This window comes from Ottowia flava (genome assembly GCF_008017535.1).
Taxonomy (GTDB): domain Bacteria; phylum Pseudomonadota; class Gammaproteobacteria; order Burkholderiales; family Burkholderiaceae_C; genus Ottowia; species Ottowia flava.
Window position 1 is genome coordinate 368,863 of the sequence record NZ_VRUA01000002.1, and the last position, 15,652, is coordinate 384,514.

General features: G+C 68.3%; 16 protein-coding genes. 9 read left to right on the plus strand and 7 right to left on the minus strand.

Translation table 11 applies throughout. The features are described from left to right. Positions 1 to 81: 81 nt before the first annotated feature. The 3 genes from metX (at position 82) to FVQ98_RS03855 (ending at position 3,270) form a co-directional block, all read left to right on the plus strand. A complete protein-coding gene (metX, locus tag FVQ98_RS03845; protein WP_147912098.1) occupies positions 82 to 1,275 on the plus strand; it encodes a homoserine O-succinyltransferase MetX in 1,194 nt (397 codons plus the stop codon). Next, the gene (gene metW / locus FVQ98_RS03850; protein ID WP_147912099.1) at positions 1,272 to 1,856 is read left to right on the plus strand and encodes a methionine biosynthesis protein MetW; all 585 of its coding nucleotides are present in this window, start codon (positions 1,272 to 1,274) and stop codon (positions 1,854 to 1,856) included. Before metX ends, metW begins: the two co-directional genes overlap by 4 nt. Positions 1,857 to 1,920: 64 nt before the next feature. Beyond that, positions 1,921 to 3,270, plus strand: coding sequence for an amidase (locus FVQ98_RS03855; RefSeq protein WP_147912100.1), 1,350 nt, complete (start codon positions 1,921 to 1,923; stop codon positions 3,268 to 3,270). On the opposite strand, the gene FVQ98_RS03860 is transcribed toward FVQ98_RS03855, so the two are convergent. Further along, on the minus strand, positions 3,267 to 3,677 hold the full coding sequence (locus tag FVQ98_RS03860; protein WP_147912101.1) for a PaaI family thioesterase: 411 nt from the start codon (positions 3,675 to 3,677) through the stop codon (positions 3,267 to 3,269). The genes FVQ98_RS03855 and FVQ98_RS03860 overlap by 4 nt on opposite strands. A gap of 78 nt (positions 3,678 to 3,755) precedes the next feature. Next, positions 3,756 to 3,935, minus strand: coding sequence for a hypothetical protein (locus FVQ98_RS19575; RefSeq protein ID WP_187265615.1), 180 nt, complete (start codon positions 3,933 to 3,935; stop codon positions 3,756 to 3,758). Between the two features lie 10 nt (positions 3,936 to 3,945). Here FVQ98_RS19575 and FVQ98_RS03865 point away from each other — a divergent pair, with 10 nt between their 5' ends. The 4 genes from FVQ98_RS03865 to FVQ98_RS03880 all read left to right on the plus strand — a co-directional run bounded on the left by FVQ98_RS03865 (position 3,946) and on the right by FVQ98_RS03880 (position 8,944). Then, on the plus strand, positions 3,946 to 5,517 hold the full coding sequence (locus FVQ98_RS03865; protein WP_187265616.1) for a delta-60 repeat domain-containing protein: 1,572 nt from the start codon (positions 3,946 to 3,948) through the stop codon (positions 5,515 to 5,517). A gap of 82 nt (positions 5,518 to 5,599) precedes the next feature. Further along, on the plus strand, positions 5,600 to 6,331 hold the full coding sequence (locus FVQ98_RS03870) for a hypothetical protein (RefSeq protein ID WP_147912103.1): 732 nt from the start codon (positions 5,600 to 5,602) through the stop codon (positions 6,329 to 6,331). Between the two features lie 244 nt (positions 6,332 to 6,575). Next, a complete protein-coding gene (locus tag FVQ98_RS03875) occupies positions 6,576 to 7,778 on the plus strand; it encodes a helix-turn-helix transcriptional regulator (RefSeq protein ID WP_147912104.1) in 1,203 nt (400 codons plus the stop codon). After that, a complete protein-coding gene (locus FVQ98_RS03880; RefSeq protein ID WP_147912105.1) occupies positions 7,775 to 8,944 on the plus strand; it encodes a helix-turn-helix transcriptional regulator in 1,170 nt (389 codons plus the stop codon). The genes FVQ98_RS03875 and FVQ98_RS03880 overlap by 4 nt, the downstream gene beginning before the upstream one ends. A 79-nt stretch (positions 8,945 to 9,023) precedes the next feature. On the opposite strand, the gene FVQ98_RS03885 is transcribed toward FVQ98_RS03880, so the two are convergent. The 5 genes from FVQ98_RS03885 to FVQ98_RS03905 all read right to left on the minus strand — a co-directional run bounded on the left by FVQ98_RS03885 (position 9,024) and on the right by FVQ98_RS03905 (position 13,819). Next, a complete protein-coding gene (locus FVQ98_RS03885; protein ID WP_147912106.1) occupies positions 9,024 to 9,722 on the minus strand; it encodes a transglutaminase-like domain-containing protein in 699 nt (232 codons plus the stop codon). 60 nt (positions 9,723 to 9,782) lie between these two features. Continuing rightward, a complete protein-coding gene (locus tag FVQ98_RS03890) occupies positions 9,783 to 10,439 on the minus strand; it encodes an HAD family hydrolase (protein WP_187265617.1) in 657 nt (218 codons plus the stop codon). Continuing rightward, positions 10,439 to 11,899 carry a TrkH family potassium uptake protein gene (locus FVQ98_RS03895; protein ID WP_147912108.1) on the minus strand — a complete coding sequence of 487 codons (1,461 nt, stop codon included), beginning with the start codon at positions 11,897 to 11,899 and terminating at the stop codon, positions 10,439 to 10,441. The genes FVQ98_RS03890 and FVQ98_RS03895 overlap by 1 nt, the downstream gene beginning before the upstream one ends. Before the next feature lie 18 nt (positions 11,900 to 11,917). After that, positions 11,918 to 13,306, minus strand: a complete 1,389-nt coding sequence (gene trkA, locus FVQ98_RS03900) for a Trk system potassium transporter TrkA (protein WP_147912109.1) — start codon at positions 13,304 to 13,306, stop codon at positions 11,918 to 11,920. 90 nt (positions 13,307 to 13,396) lie between these two features. Further along, on the minus strand, positions 13,397 to 13,819 hold the full coding sequence (locus FVQ98_RS03905) for a YchJ family protein (protein ID WP_147912174.1): 423 nt from the start codon (positions 13,817 to 13,819) through the stop codon (positions 13,397 to 13,399). Between the two features lie 48 nt (positions 13,820 to 13,867). Between FVQ98_RS03905 and FVQ98_RS03910 the strand changes: the two genes are divergently transcribed. Both FVQ98_RS03910 and FVQ98_RS03915 read left to right on the plus strand, forming a co-directional pair. Beyond that, positions 13,868 to 14,365 carry a DUF421 domain-containing protein gene (locus tag FVQ98_RS03910; RefSeq protein WP_147912110.1) on the plus strand — a complete coding sequence of 166 codons (498 nt, stop codon included), beginning with the start codon at positions 13,868 to 13,870 and terminating at the stop codon, positions 14,363 to 14,365. 168 nt (positions 14,366 to 14,533) lie between these two features. Then, entirely contained in the window at positions 14,534 to 15,574 is a 1,041-nt protein-coding gene (locus tag FVQ98_RS03915; RefSeq protein ID WP_222707551.1) for an alpha/beta hydrolase, read from the plus strand. The last annotated feature ends 78 nt before the right edge of the window (positions 15,575 to 15,652 follow it).

Here is a 15,652-nt window from a genome sequence, read left to right on the forward strand (position 1 = left end):
GGGCGCTCAATAAATTCCGCTAAAACCGAGCGCATGAAAGACCCGGCGCCGTTTTGGCGAACCGGGTTTTTTGTTGCCACCATGTCGTTCATCGTTTCGCCGCAAACCCTGCAGTTCGACGCACCGCTGCCCTTGCAGAGTGGCGCGTCGATCCGCGGCTATTCGCTCACCTACGAAACCTACGGGCAGCTCAACGCCGCGCGCGACAACGCGGTGCTGGTCTGCCACGCGCTCAATGCGTCGCACCACGTCGCCGGCACGCACGAGGGCCAGCCGCGCAGCGAAGGCTGGTGGGACAACATGATCGGCCCGGGCAAGCCGGTCGATACCAACCGCTTCTTCGTCATCGGCGTCAACAACCTGGGCTCATGCTTCGGCAGCACCGGGCCGATGCACACGAACCCCGACACCGGCCGCGTCTACGGCGCCGACTTTCCGGTGGTCACGGTCGAGGACTGGGTCAACGCGCAAGCCCGCCTGCTCGATGCGCTCGGCATCCAGCAGTTGGCGGCCGTCATGGGCGGCAGCCTCGGCGGCATGCAGGCGCTGTCGTGGGCGCTTCAGTACCCCGACCGCATGCGCCACGCTGTGGTGGTGGCCAGCGCGCCCAATCTGTCGGCCGAAAACATCGCGTTCAACGAGGTGGCGCGCCGCGCCATCGTCACTGACCCCGATTTCCACGGCGGCAACTTCTACGACCACGGCGTCGTGCCCAAGCGCGGACTGCGCATTGCGCGCATGGTCGGGCACATCACCTACCTCTCGGACGATGTGATGAACGAGAAATTCGGCCGCCAGCTGCGCGACGCGGTGGCCGAGAACGTCAACGGCTACCGCTTCAGCACGCAGGACGTCGAGTTCCAGATCGAAAGCTACCTGCGCCACCAGGGCGACAAGTTCAGCGACTATTTCGACGCCAATACCTACCTGCTGATCACGCGCGCACTCGACTATTTCGACCCGGCGCGCGCCTTTGGCGGGGACCTCACGCAGGCGCTGGCGCGTGCAACGGCCAAGTTCCTGCTGGTCAGCTTCACCACCGACTGGCGCTTTTCGCCAGCGCGCAGCCGCGAGATCGTCAAGGCGCTGCTGGAGAACGACCGCGACGTCAGTTACGCCGAGATCGACGCGCCCCACGGGCACGACGCCTTCCTGCTGGAGGATTCGCGTTATCTGAACCTTGTCAGATCCTATTTTGATAGCATGCTGCGCGCACCTGATAAGGGCCAGACGCCAAAAACGCATGAAACTCAGGCAACGGGAGTGCACTCATGAGCGACACCGCTGTGCTCCGCTCGATCGCCCGGCTGGTGCCTGAAGGCTCGCGCGTGCTCGACCTGGGCTGTGGCGACGGCGCCCTGCTCGACCTGCTCACGCGGGAAAAGGGCTGCACTGGCTACGGCATCGAGATCGACGACGACAACGTACTCGCCTGCGTGCAGCGCGGCATCAACGTGCTGCAGCTCAACCTGCACCAGGGGCTGAAAGCGTTCCAGGACCAGAGCTTTGACGTCGTCCTGCAGATCGACACCTTGCAGCACCTGCGCAACGCCGAAGTCATGCTGCGCGAAACCGCCCGCGTCGGCCGCATGGGCATCGTCGCCTTCCCCAACTTCGCCCACTGGCCCAATCGCCTGTCGGTGTTGCGCGGGCGCATGCCGGTCACGCGTCGCCTGCCCTACCAGTGGTACGACACGCCGAACATCCGCGTCGGTACCTATCGCGACTTTGACGCGCTGGCGCGCAAGAACGGCTTGCGCGTGCTCGACAGCTTTGGCCTGCAGGACGGCCACGAGGTGCGCACACTTCCCAACCTGCGTGCGGCCACGGCGGTGTTCAAGCTCAGCGGAAGTTGAATGCCATCTGGCTGAAGCGCTTGTGCAGCGAGCGCAAGCAGCTACTGTTTCCATAGTGACGACGATGCGACTCCCCACCCTTCAATCGCTCAGCGCGGATCTGTCCGCCGGCCGCACCACCGCCCAGCAGTTGACCGCCGCCGCCCTCGCGCGCGCGCAAGACCCTGCCGGCGAAGGCGCCCGCGTGTTCACGCGGCTGGACGCGGAGCGCGCCCGTGCGGCCGCGCAGGCGTCCGACACGCTGCGCGCGGCAGGCATCGTGCGTTCGCCGCTGGAAGGCGTTCCGGTGTCCATCAAGGATCTGTTCGACGTAACGGGTCAAGTCACGACCGCGGGCTCCGTCGTGCTGAAAGGCGCGGCGCCCGCCACGCGCAACGCACCGGTCATCGACCGCCTGATCGCCGCCGGCGCCGTCATCGTCGGCCGCACCAACATGACCGAGTTCGCGTTCTCCGGCCTCGGCCTCAACCCGCACTACGGCACGCCCAAGAACCCCTGGGACCGCGCCACCGGGCGCATCCCGGGCGGCTCGTCGTCCGGCGCGGCGGTGTCGGTGACCGACGGCATGGCCGCGGTCGGCATTGGCAGCGACACCGGCGGCTCGGTGCGCATTCCGTCGGCGCTGTGCGGGCTGACCGGCTTCAAGCCGACGCAGCGCCGCGTACCCATCGCAGGCACCGTGCCGCTGTCGACATCGCTCGATTCGATCGGTCCGCTGGCCGCCAGCGTGCGCGACTGCGCCATCGTCGACGCGATTCTGGCGGGCGAACCGGTGCCGTCTGAGGCCGCACTGCCGCTGCGCGGCGCTCGCCTGGCCATACCGCAAACGCTGGCGCTGGACGGCATGGACGCGCAGGTCGCCACGGCCTTTAAGCGCGCCTGTGCCCGCCTGGCTGAAGCCGGTGCGCTGCTGGCGCCGCTGGCCATCCCCGAGTTCGCCGAGCTGGGCGCCCTGCACGCGCGCGGCACCCTGGCCGCCGCTGAAGCCTGGGCTTGGCACCGAGGCCTGCTGGCTAAGCACGAAACCGACTACGACCGGCGCGTGGCCAGCCGCATCCGCGGCGCGCAGGCCATGGGCGCGGCCGACTACATCGACCTGCAGCAGGCGCGCCGCCGCTGGATCGCCCAGGTCGAAGCGCGCATCGCGTCGTACGACGCCTTGCTCATGCCCACGGTGCCGGTGGTCGCGCCAGCGATTGCCGACCTGCAAGCCAGCGACGACGCCTACACCGCCGCCAACGGCCTGATCCTGCGCAACAGCACCTTCATCAACTTCCTGGACGGCTGCGCGCTGTCGTTGCCCTGCCATCGCGCGGGCGAAGCGCCGGTCGGCCTCACGCTGGCCGGTCCGGCCATGGCCGACGCGCGCATCCTGGCGCTGGGCGCCGCCGTGGAGGCGCTGCTGGCCGCCTAAAGCAGCGCGTAGGTGGTGCTAGCGCGGCAAACGCTCTTGCCGTCGTCCGCGCCGCGCAAGTCGATCTCACCGAACGCCATGGTCTTGCCAGCGCGCAGCACGCGCGCTTCAATCAGCGCGTCCTGGTTCGACAGCGGCTTCAGGAAGCTGGTGCTGAGCTGTACCGTGGTGCATGGCCGAAATTCGCCAAAGTGCCGGATCAGCGCCAGCACCATCGCGGTGTCGGCCGCCGCCATCATGGCCTGCCCGCACAGCATGCCGCCGCTGCGCGCCAATTGCTCGCTGTGCGGCAAGCGCAGCAACACGGCGCCTTCAGGCTGCGTCGGCTCCACACGCAGGCCCAGCGCTTGAACCCAGGGCGCGAAGTAATCGGTCAGGGCGGCTTGAAGGGTGGTGATGTCGGTCATGCGGCGATCGTAGCGGCCAGCGCGTTGGGGGCGAGGTGAACACGGGTGGCTCATCCGCCTCGGTGTTGTGCGCATATTTCACACAGTCGTATCAAAAAATGTAGCTGCCTGCGCTTGCTCCACGCCTGCCAAAGCCTTTTTTGTCGAGATATTGAGTCCACCGCAGCTCTTGCTCGGGCGACCGCCACACTCCTTCAGATGACGGATGTTTTTAGCGCGGCCGATTTCCACAATCGCCGGCATCGCATCGCCCGCCAAGGAAATCGCCGTGTCCGCTCAACTTCCTCAACGTCTCCTGCGCCGCTGGCGCGCCCTCTTCGCGCTGGTTGCCCTGGCGCTCGGTGCCGTCGCCCCCGTTTCCGCCGCCTGGGTCACCACGCCGTGGGCGCCCGAGGCGGGTGAGGTGTTCGATATCGTGCCGCACGCTAACGCCCCGACGCAGGGCATCTTGGTAGGCGGCGCCGAGTTTTTCGGCAGTGGCACCCTTGGCAAAGGCATCGTGCGGCTGAACGCGGCTACCTTGGCGCAGGACACCGGCTTCACGGCCAGCGTGACCCAGGGTGCCAACGCGGGCGAGGTGCACGCCATCGCCGTGCAGTCGGACGGAAAGATCGTCATCGGCGGACGGTTTGACGCAGTCAACGGCGTGGCGCGCAGCAACATCGCCCGCCTGAACGTCGACGGCACGCTGGATGCCACCTACACCGCCAGCGTCACTGCCGGGAGCGAAGGAATCCTGACCATGGTGATGCAGCCCGACAACAGCGTGCTCATCGGCGGCGGCTTCACGCAGGTCAACAGCACGGCACGCGACTACCTCGCCCGCCTGACCCCTGCGGGCGCGCTGGACGCAGGTTTCAGCAACCCCGCCCTGGACAACCAGGTGCGCACCCTGGCGCTGCAGCCCGACGGCGCCGTGCTGGCGGGCGGCTTCTTCAACGTGGCGCATGGGCAACCGCGTGACGCGCTGGTCCGGCTGACTGCCAACGGCTCGCTAGACACCACGTTCGCCAACCCCGCCATCACAGGTTGGGTGAACGCGCTATACCTTCAGCCCAACGGGCAGTTGCTCGTGGGCGGTTCACTGGGCACGATTGTCGGCGCGGCGCGCGAGGGGCTGGCTCGGCTGAACGCCAATGGCACGCTGGACGCCGGCTTCACGGTCGACGCGGACGGATCGGTGCATGACATCGTCAGCGCCGACGCCAGCCGGGTCGTCATTGTCGGGGGCTTTGAAAACGTCGCGGGCACGCCGCTGCGGCGCGTGGCGCGCATCAACTACAGCACCGGCGCGCTCGACCCCACGCTGACCGACGTCGGCGTGCTGAACGCCGGCTTCATCACGTACACCGCCTTCTCGCGCAGCCCGACCGATGTGTTGATCGGCGGCTGGTTCGCCCTGGTGGACGGGCAGTCGCGCAGCAACCTCGCGCAGATCGTTGAGCAGGCCGGCGCGCCGCTGGCGCCCAGCATCACGCAGACGCAGGGCCTCAACAGCGGGGCAATGGTCACCGTGGCAGCGCCCGCCGACACTGGCAGCGGCCCGGTGACCGGCTACAACGTGACCTGCACGCCGATGGGGCCTGGCGCACCGGTCACTGCCAGTGGCCTCAGCCCGGTGGCGCTGACCGGCATGGTCAACGGCACGCCGTACCAATGCGTGGCACGCGCGGTCAATGCCGCCGGTGCGGGTCCGGCCTCGGCGCCGGCAATGGTCACACCCACCGCCGATGGCGGCGTGGTGCCGGTGCCCACGCTGTCGATTGGCGCGCTGGTAGGGCTCGCGCTGGGCTGCGGTGCGCTTATGGGGTGGCGGCGGGGGCGCGCCATCCGCTCTTGATTTGGTAGCTGCTTGCGCTTGCTCTGCCTAGGCTTTCGCCATTTTTTCTGACAAGATTTTCCTGAACCCGAGGGGCACCACCATGAAGCTGACCCGCTCCTTGTTCATTGCCACGACCGTGCTGGCCGCCAGTGGCGCGCTGCAGGCGCAGACCTTCGTCACCACCACGGCGCTACCAGCCGCCGTGCCCGATCCGGCCAACGGTTGTAACACCCCGGCCGACCCGCTGAACCTGACCATTCCGGTGAGCGGCATCACCGGCCCGCTGAGCAGCCTGTCGGTGCAGATCGGGCTGTCGGTGGCCAGCGCCGGGGACGTGATCATCGACCTGGTTGCGCCCGGTGGCGCGCCCAGCCTGCCGCTGGTCGGCCGCATCGGCGCGAATGGTGCGCTCAGCCCGGGCGACTTCTCCGTTCTTTCCGGCACCTACCGCTTCGTCGATCCCAGTGCGCCCGGAGCGGCCAGCATCTGGGCCGCTGCTGCGGCGGCGGCCGACGACGCGGTGATTTCGCCGGGCACCTACTACACCTCCGAAGTCGGGGGCGCGGTCAGCTCCAGTGGGGTCGGCACGCCGCTGAACGCCACCTTCGCCGGCCTGACCCCGACGCAGATCAACGGCAACTGGACGCTGCGCATCGTCGACTATTGCCACCGCGACGCCACCGCCGTCCAGGGCCCCGTCGCGCTGACCTTGAACGCGGCAGCCCCCGTGGCGGTCTCCACGCTCCGCGAATGGAGCCTGGCGCTGCTGGCACTCATCTGCGCGGCAGCTGCAACGCGCCGCTTCTCAACTGCGCGCCGGCCGATCCGCTGAGGCCTGGGGGCGTGGCCGCCCGACGACATCTTCCGGGCTCGCTTCTTGCTCCTGTTTCAGGAGCTGTTTACGCCCGCTGTTACTGCATTTTCTGGGTCTTCAACCCAATCTCCAGGGAGTACACATCCTTCACATGAAGGATGCCCGGCGTTGACCCTGCCTCAACAATTCTCTTGCGGACTGCGCCCGGGTGTGCCAAAACATCACTCCCCAAGCGCAGTGCCGAGGAAGGGAAACCCACACCATGCCGACCGGCGCCCCCGAACCCGAGGTGCTGAGCACCGCTGCGGGCGCTGAGCCTGTGCCCGCAACCGCAGCCGAAGACGAGGTCTCACTGGCCGCCTTCGATCGCGTTCAGACGGCCCTGTACCGCGCCGTGGGCGCGGACGCGGCCTGGTCCGATGCTCTGCAGGTGATCGCACAGGAATTCGACGCCAGCTTCTCGATGCTCGTGGCCGCCGGCCAGGGCCAGCGCGACCAGAGCTTTTACGCCGCCTGGAACCACCCCGAAGCCGCGGCGCGCGCCTATTCGGACCACTGGTGGCAGCACGACCTGTGGCTGCAGCAGGGCGTGGCGCGCGGCCTGATGCGGCAGGGCAACATCATGCGCGGCAGCGACCTGGTGCCCCCTGCCGTACTGCGCGCCAGTCCGTTCTACCGCGACTACCTTGCCACGCTGCCGGCCGAACATCTGCTGGTGTGCCTGGTCTCCGACGGGCGCACGCCCGGCATGGCGCCGCCGTCCCACCTGAGCTTCTTTCGGCGGCCGACGCAGCCCGATTTCAGCACCGGCGATGTCGCCCGGCTGCGGCGCCTGTACCCGCACGTGCTGCGCGCGTTCGATCTGCACTGGAGCACGCGGCGGCTGGAAGACCAGGTCACGCTGCTGCACCGCTTTCTCGACGCGTTCGATTTCGGCCTGCTGATGCTGGACCCAGCCGCTGCCGTCACTTACGCCAACCAGACCGCACGCGAGCTCAGCACCCAGCCCACCCTGGCACGCTGGCTGGGCAGCCTGCCGCAGCGCGTGCAGACGCACGAGCCGCTGGGCAAGCTGGTACGAAGCTGCGCGCGCGGCCAGGGTGGCGGGCGCGTGCTGGGCGAGCGCACGCCCGAGCTGATCGCGCTGGCGCTGCCCGTGGGCGGGCCGACCGATCAACCCGGTGCGTGCATGCTGCTGCTGACCACCTACGCCCAGATGCCTTCGTCGGCACTGGACTTCGTGATACGCACCTTCGGCCTGAGCCAGGCCGAGGCGCGCCTGCTGCCGCTGCTGTTGCACGGTCACTCGCCCGCGGACATCGCTGCCGATCTGGGCGTCAAGCTGAGCACCGTGCGCACCCAACTGTCGGCCATCTTCGCCAAGACCGGTGCGATGCGCCAGCAGGACCTGATCCGCCTGCTGGGCAGCGTGCCCCCGGTGCGCCTGCTGGAGAAAAGCGTATGAGCGTGCCAGCCGGTGGCACTGCGCCGCTTTCCCTCACCGAGTTCGATCAATTCCTGCACACCTTGTACGGGGCCGTGGGCCACGACGAAGCGTGGACGGAAGTGGTGCGCGCGCTGGCCGCGGCCCTGCGGGCCGACGTGGCCTGCTGGTGCACGACCGACGGCGAAGGGCCGCAAGCGCCGAGCTTCTACGCCGCCTGGAACCTGCCAGAGGAGCTCAACCGTGCCTACGCGGAACGCTGGCTGCCCGACAACCCCTGGCTGCAGGCCGGCCTGGTGCGCAATGCGTTCATGCAGGGCAGCATCCTGCGCGGCACGGATCTGGTGCCTGCGCCGGTGCTGCGCCAGACCCGCTTTTACCGCGAGTACATGCTGCGCTACCCGGTCGAGCACATGCTGACGGCGGTGATGTCCGACGGCAGCGTGCCAGGCCTGGCGCCACCGATGCTGCTGAACCTGTTCCGCCACCCGCAGCAGCCCGATTTCGACGCCGCCGACGTCGCACGGCTTCACCTGCTCTACCCGCACCTGCTGCGCGCGTTCGACCTTCACTGGCTGCAGCGCCGGCGACAGGAGCAGGTCGGCCTGCTGCACCAGTTCCTCGACGCACTGGACTTCGGCATGGTGATGCTCGACCCCGCGGCGCAGGCGCTCTACGCCAACTACGCCGCGCGCGCCCTCGCCGCCACGCCATCGCTGGCGCCTTGGCTGGGTCAGTTGCCAGTGCGGGTAACGGCGCACGATGCCCTCGCCCGGCTGGTGCACGCGGCGGCGCGAGGGCGCGGCGGCGGACTGGTGCTGGGGGACGAGCAGCGCCGCCTGATGGCGCTGGCGCTGCCGATCGACGAGCATCGTCGTCTTACCGCTGACGGTGCCCCGAATCCGGCGCCACCGCCTGGCGCCTGCATGCTGCTGCTGGCCCAGCAAGGGCATGCGCCGACGGGCGTGCCCGATTTCGTCACCCGGCTCTTCGGCCTGTCGGCGGCCGAGGCGCGCGTGCTGCCGCTGCTGCTGCGCGGTCAACCCCCGGCCGACATCGCCACCGAATTGGGCGTCAAGCTGAGCACCGTGCGCACGCAACTGTCGGCCATCTTCGCCAAGACCGGCGCAATGCGCCAGCAGGATTTGATCCGCCTGCTGGGCAGCGTGCCACCGGTGCGGCTGTGATCCGAGATGTATGCAGAATAGGCTTTTCCGCCTACAACCACCTGCGCGAGCAGCTATTACTTTGGCAGCATTTTGAAAGTCATGAGCGATGGGCACCCACTTCGCGCGCCACGTCGGCCTCGAAGTTGTCGGCCAGCAGCGCGCTCTGCACGTCCGAGCCTGCCAGCCAGCCCGGGTACTCGCGGCGAAAGTCGCTGACGATCTGGTCCAGCGGCAAATCGTCGAAGCTGCCGCGCTCGTTCACATACTCCATGTGCCGGTTGCCGGCCTTGTCGAACGCGTGGTAGATCGAGTCGTGTTCGCCATCGAAGTCCAGCGGGTGCAGCCCGAACTTCTCGCACAGGCTCAGGTTGAACGCGGGCGTCGCCTTGCGCCAGGCGCCGTTGAGCCAGATCTCGGTGTAGCCGTGCCAGATGAACATGTCGGTCTTCATGGTCTCGCGCATGCGCTCGGTCGACAGGTGGTTGCGAACGTCGGCAAAGCCCAGGCGCGCCGGCAGGCCGGCGGCACGGCATACGGCCGCCAGCAGCGTGGCCTTGGGCACGCACCAGCCGTAGCCTTGTGCCAGCACGGTGCTGGCGCGCATGCCGTCGGGCGACAGGTCGATGCGGTAGGGGTCGTAGCGGAAGGCGTCGCGCACGGCATGCACCAGCGCCACGGCGCGTTGGCGCTCATCGGCGCCGCGGTCGTGTTCACGCACGAAGGCCAGCACAGCCGGATGGGTGCTGTCGATCGCTTCGGTGGGCGCCAGATGCGCCGGGGTGGGTTGAGGGCTCATGGCCCAACGGTAGCAAAAAACGAGGCGCCGGGCTTTGATCGGAACGAAGGAGTCCGCCGCTCAGGCGCGCAGCAGGCTCGCCAAGTCGTCCATCCGCGCGAACAGCTTCCGCGCGCCGGCCGCTCGCAGCGTCTCGGCCGGGCCGCCCGGCGGACAGTAGCCCCACACCGTGGCGCCTGCGGCCACGCCGGCCTGCACGCCGGTGGGCGTGTCCTCCACCACCAGGCAGCGCGCAGGAGCTGCGGCCAGGTGCGCGGCGGCGGCCAGATAAACGTCGGGCGCGGGCTTGGTGCGCGGCATGTCATGCCCGCTGAACACCGCGCCGCCGAACCAGGGCGTCAGGCCGACCTGCGCCAGTTGCATCTCCACCTTGAAGCGGTCGGCGCCCGAGGCACAGGCGATGCGCCCACCGGTGGCCGCGTGCGCAGCTTCCACGGCGGCATGGGCGCCCGGGATGGCCTGCAGGCTGACCGTGAGGGCGGCGTTGCGCTCGGCATAGAAGCGCGCCATCCAGGCGTCGGTCAGCGGCTTGCCGGTGCGCGCCTCGATCAGCGCGGTCTTGCTGCGCACCGTGACGCCGACAAACTCGGCCATGCACGCGGCCAGGGGCATGTCCCAACCGGCCTCGGCCAGCAGGTCGCGCAGCACGGCCATGGTGATCGGCTCGCTGTCGACCAGCACGCCATCGCAGTCGAAAAGCACGGCTTCAAACGGCATCACCGCCTCCAGAACTGGGGAGTGAACAGCACCATGACCGACAGCAATTCCAGCCGCCCGAGCAGCATGGCGATGGTGCAGATCCAGATCTGGAAGTCGGTCAGCGCGCCGTAGTTGCCTGCCGGCCCCACCTTGCCCATGCCTGGGCCGATGTTGTTGAGGTTGCCGACCACGGCGGTGAAGGCGGTCACCACGTCCAGGCCCGAAGCCAGCATCAGCATGGTCAGCCCGACCATCACGCCGCCGTAGATCAGCATGTAGGCCATCACGGCCCAGATCACGTCGGTCGGCACGGTCACGTTGCCCAGCGCAATCGGGCGCACGATGCGCGGGTGCAGGATGCGCACCAGCTCGCGCTGCGCGAGCTTGATCAACACCAGCATGCGCACCATCTTGATGCCGCCGCCCGTGGAGCCCGCGCACGACGCAAAACAGCCCAGAAACAGCAGCAGCACCGGCACGAAGGACGGCCACAGCAGGTAATCGGTGGTGGCGTAGCCGGTGGTGGTGGCGACCGACACCACCTGGAAGGCTGCCTGCCGGATCGCGGTGGCGAAGTCGGGGTACTCCTGGTGGATTAGCAGCATCAGCGTGACCACGACGGACGACAGCAGCAGCACCATCACATAGGCACGCACTTCGGCATCGCGCGTCACCGGGTGCAGCGAGCGCTGGCGCCACACCAGGAAGTAGCGCGCAAAGCTGATGCCGGCCAGCGTCATGAACACCACGGCCATCCACTCCAGCGTGGGCGAATTCCAGTAGCCGAAGCTGTCGTCGTGCGATGACAGGCCGCCCAGCCCCACGGTCGTGCACATGTGCATGAAGGCATCGGGCCAGCTCATGCCGCCCCAGCGGTAGGCCAGCATGCAGCTGAGCGACAGCACGAAGTACACGCCCCACAGGCCGCGCGCGGTCTCGGCGATGCGCGGCGTCAGGCGCTGCTCCTTCATCGGGCCGGGCATCTCGGCCTTGTAGAGCTGGGTGCCCCCCAGGCCCAGCAGCGGCAGCACGGCCACCGCCAGCAGCATCACGCCCAGGCCACCGATCAGCTGCAGAAAGCAGCGCCAGATGTTGACCGACGGCGCCAGCAGATCCAGCCCCGCGAGCGAGGTGGCGCCGGTGGCGGTCAGGCCGCTCATGGCTTCGAAATACGCGTCGGTGAAGCCGATGCCGTGCACCACGAACAGCAGCGGCAGCGCCGCGTAGGCCGGCAGCACCACCCACACCAGCGTGACCAGCAGGAAGCCGTCGCGCACCGACAGCTCACGCGACGCGTGCCGTGTGCGCCACCACAGCCAGGTGCCGGTGGCCAGCGTGAACAGAAAGCACCAGGCCCACACGCGCGTGTTCTGGCCGCCCTCGCCCACCCAGTCCCACGCCATCGGCACGAAGAAGGCGAACGAGAACCCCATGATCACCCATGAGAGCACGAGAAAGGTGGCGGCAAAGCGCTTCATGTGACGGGGCGCTTGCGCTCAGAAGAAGGTGGCGCGCACCTGGAACAGCTTCTCCACCTCGCGCACCATGCGCTTGTGCGGCAGGAAGATGATGACGTGGTCGTCGGTCTCGATCTCGACGTCGTGTGTCGGGATGACCACCCGCGCTTGGTTGCCGGCACCGCGCACGATGCCGCCGATGCGCGCGCCCGGCGGCAGCGGAATCTGCTCGATGCGCCGCCCCACCAGGTGCGAGGTGCGCGCATCGCCGTGCGCCACCCCCTCCAGCGCCTCGGCCGTGCCGCGGCGCAGGCTGTGCACTGCGGCCACCGCGCCGCGCCGCACGTGCATCAGCAGCTCGCCGATCACGGCGTGCGAGGGCGAAATCGCGATGTCGATGGTGCTGCCCTGCATCATGTCGGCGTAGGCGCGGCGGTTGATCAGCGCCATCACGCGGCGCGCACCCATGCGCTTGGCCAGCATGGCCGACATGATGTTGTCCTCGTCGTCGCTGGTCAGGGCGATGAACAGGTCCATGTCGCTGACGTTCTCGTCCAGCAGCAGCTCCTCGTCGGCACCGTCGCCTTCGAGCACCAGCATGTCGGGCGGCAGCTCGGACGCCAGGTATTCGCAGCGCTTGCGGTCGCGCTCGATCAGCTTGACCTCGCACTTGCCGATCAGGCTGCGCGCCAGCCGCAGGCCGACGCGGCCGCCGCCCGCAATCATCACGCGGCGCACCGGCCGGTCCGGGTTGCCGATGGCGTGCAGCGCGGCGCGCACGCCTTCGCGGGGCACCAGGATGAAGATCTCGTCGCCGGGAAAGACCTTGGTGTCGCCATCGATCAGCTGGTCTTGCTCGCCGCGGTACAGCGCGACGATGCGCACCGGCAGGTCGGGGTGCAGCGCGCGGAATTCGGCGATGGTGTGGTTGGCCAGCAGGCTGTCGTAGGCCACCCGCAGCGCGACCAGGTGCGCCTGCCCCTGCGAGAACTGCACCACCTGCAGCGCCTCGGGGTATTCGATGAGCAGGTGGATGTAGCGCGTGACCGAATTTTCGGGGCAGATCACGTGGTCGACCGCGAAACCGTCCTTTTCCAGCAGCTTGTCGCCGGTGGCGAACTCGGGCGAGCGCAGGCGCGCGATGGTGGTCGGGATACCAAACACGTCGTGCGCAATCTTGCAGGCCACCAGGTTGGTCTCGTCCAGCGAGGTGGCGGCGATGAACAGGTCGCAGTCGTCCGCACCGGCGCCGCGCAGCACCGACGGCTGAATGCCGTTGCCGGCCACGCCGCGCAGTTCAACCCGCTCTTCCAGCGCGTGCAGGCGCTCCGGGTCGGGGTCGACCACGGTGATGTCGTTGGCCTCGGACGCCAGCGTCTCGGCCACGCTTTCGCCGACGCGCCCGGCGCCCAGAATGATGATTCTCATCGCGCCACCCGCACCGCTTCAGGGGCGTTGTTAACTTCTTTTTTCATAGCTGTCTGCGCACGTCGCTCTAGGGCTGGAGCCCAAAAACACCTAATACTGATCTCCGTCCACATACCACCAGCGCAGCACGCCAGCGGCGTCGGCGCGGCGCACGAAACGGCTGCGCTCGTGCAGCCGCACCGCCCGTCCCGCGACGCGCCAGCGCGCGACGAATTCCACTTCGGCCTGCTCCGCACCGGTCGCCTGGTGCGAACGCACCTCCAGCCCCAGCCACCTTGCGCCGGGGTCGAAGTCCAGCGCGGCCGGGCGCTGAGGCTCGGCCCAGGTCGCCAGCAGGTAGTCTGCCCGCTCAGCCACGAAGGCACTGTAGCGCGAGCGCATCAGGCTCTCCGCGTCCGGTGCGGGCAGCGTCCAGTCGTCCACATAGCGCCCGCAGCACGCCGCCCACGTCAGCGGCTGGCGCCGGGCGTTGTGGCGGCCACAGGGGCAGGAATCGGCGGCGCGCAGCGGCATGGCTTGGGGCAAGATGGGGTATTCGCAAGCTATTGTCGGAGATTGGCCATGTTCCAGATGAGTGTGCCGTGGTGGGAGTTCGTGGTGCGGGGCATCATCGTCTACGCCTTCCTGCTGGTGTTCCTGCGCCTGACCGGGCGGCGCCAGATCGGGCAGTACGACCCCTTCGATCTGGTGCTGCTGCTGATCTTGTCCAACGCCGTGCAGAACAGCATGAACGGCGGCGACAACTCGCTGGTGGGCGGCATGATTTCGGCGCTGACGCTGATCGCCTGCCACGTCGTGATGGCGCGCCTGTGCTGGCGCAACCGGCGCATCGCGCGCTGGATTGACGGCGCGCCGCAGACGCTGATTCAGAAGGGCGAGCTGCGTGAGGACGTGATGCGGTCGGAACGGCTGACCGTCGACGACGTGCACGCCGCCCTGCGCGCCGCCGGTTGCCTGCACACGCACGAGGTGCAATTGGCCACCATCGAAACCAACGGCCAGATCACCGTGGTGCTGCGCAACCGCGACTCGCAGCGGGCGATGGACGCGGAAAGCTGACGTTTGCTACCCATTTGGTAGCTGCCTGCGCAGGTGGTTGTAGCGCCAAAGGCAGATTTCACCCATATTTCGCTTGACCCTGCGTGGCGACGCGCGCCCCAACCGGCACGCGCCCAGCGAAATGTGAATGTTGTCCGCGCAGCCGCAATGCTCCGGCACAATCGGCGAATGCTGAAAACAAAAATACACAGTCCTGACGCGACGCTTCGACCCGCTTCCGGCCGCCGCGCCTGCCTGACCGCGCTGGGTGGCGCCCTGATGGCGGCCGGCTGCACCAGCCTGGGCATCAGCCCGCGGCCAACGGCGGCGCTGATCCGGCTGGGCTTCGACCATGGCGGCGAAGCCATGGCGAAGGCCCTGGCCAAGCACGTGCCGGCGGGCGTGCACGAGGTGCTCGACGAGTCCTACGACGCCAGCGATGCCGACGCGCGGCTCGACGTGTTCACGCCCGCCGACGCGGCGCGCAGCGGACGCGCGCTGCCGACCATCGTCTGGGTCCACGGCGGCGCCTGGGTGTCGGGCGACAAGGGGCAGGTGGCCAACTACCTGCGCATCCTGGCCAGCCACGGCTACACGGTGGTGGGTGTCAACTATTCCATCGCACCGCGCAAGATCTACCCCGAGCCGCTGCGCCAGATCGGCGCCGCGCTGCGCCACCTGCAGGCGCACGCCCAGCGTCTGCACGTGGACCCGCAGCGCATCGTGCTGGCGGGCGACTCGGCCGGCGCGCAGCTGGCCGCGCAGGTCGCCAACCTGATCAGCGTGCCGACGTACGCGCGCGAGGTCGGTGTGGCGCCCACGCTGCAGCGCGCCCAGCTGCGCGGCGTGCTGTTGTATTGCGGTGCCTACGACATCGCCACCGTGGATTTCAAGGGGCCGTTCGGCCCCTTCCTGCAGACCGTGCTGTGGGCCTACGCGGGCGAGCGCGACTTCCTGAATGCGCCCAAGTTCCGCCCCGCGTCGGTGCTGCACTACGTCACGCGCGACTTCCCGCCGGCGTTCGTGTCGGCCGGCAACCACGACCCGCTGGAAAGCCAGTCGCGCGACTTGGTGGCCGCCCTCACCCGCCACGGCGTGCGCGTGGACAGCCAGTTCTACGCCAAGGACCACCAGCCCGCGCTGGGCCACGAGTACCAGTTCAACCTGGACCAGGACGACGGCCAGCGCGTGCTGCAGCGCTCGCTGCGTTTCCTGGCGGCCATCGTTTAAGCGCACACGCTCTTCAATTAGCTACATTTAAGGTAGCTTCCTGCGCAATCTGGAAGCGGGCTACAGGCACTTTTTCCT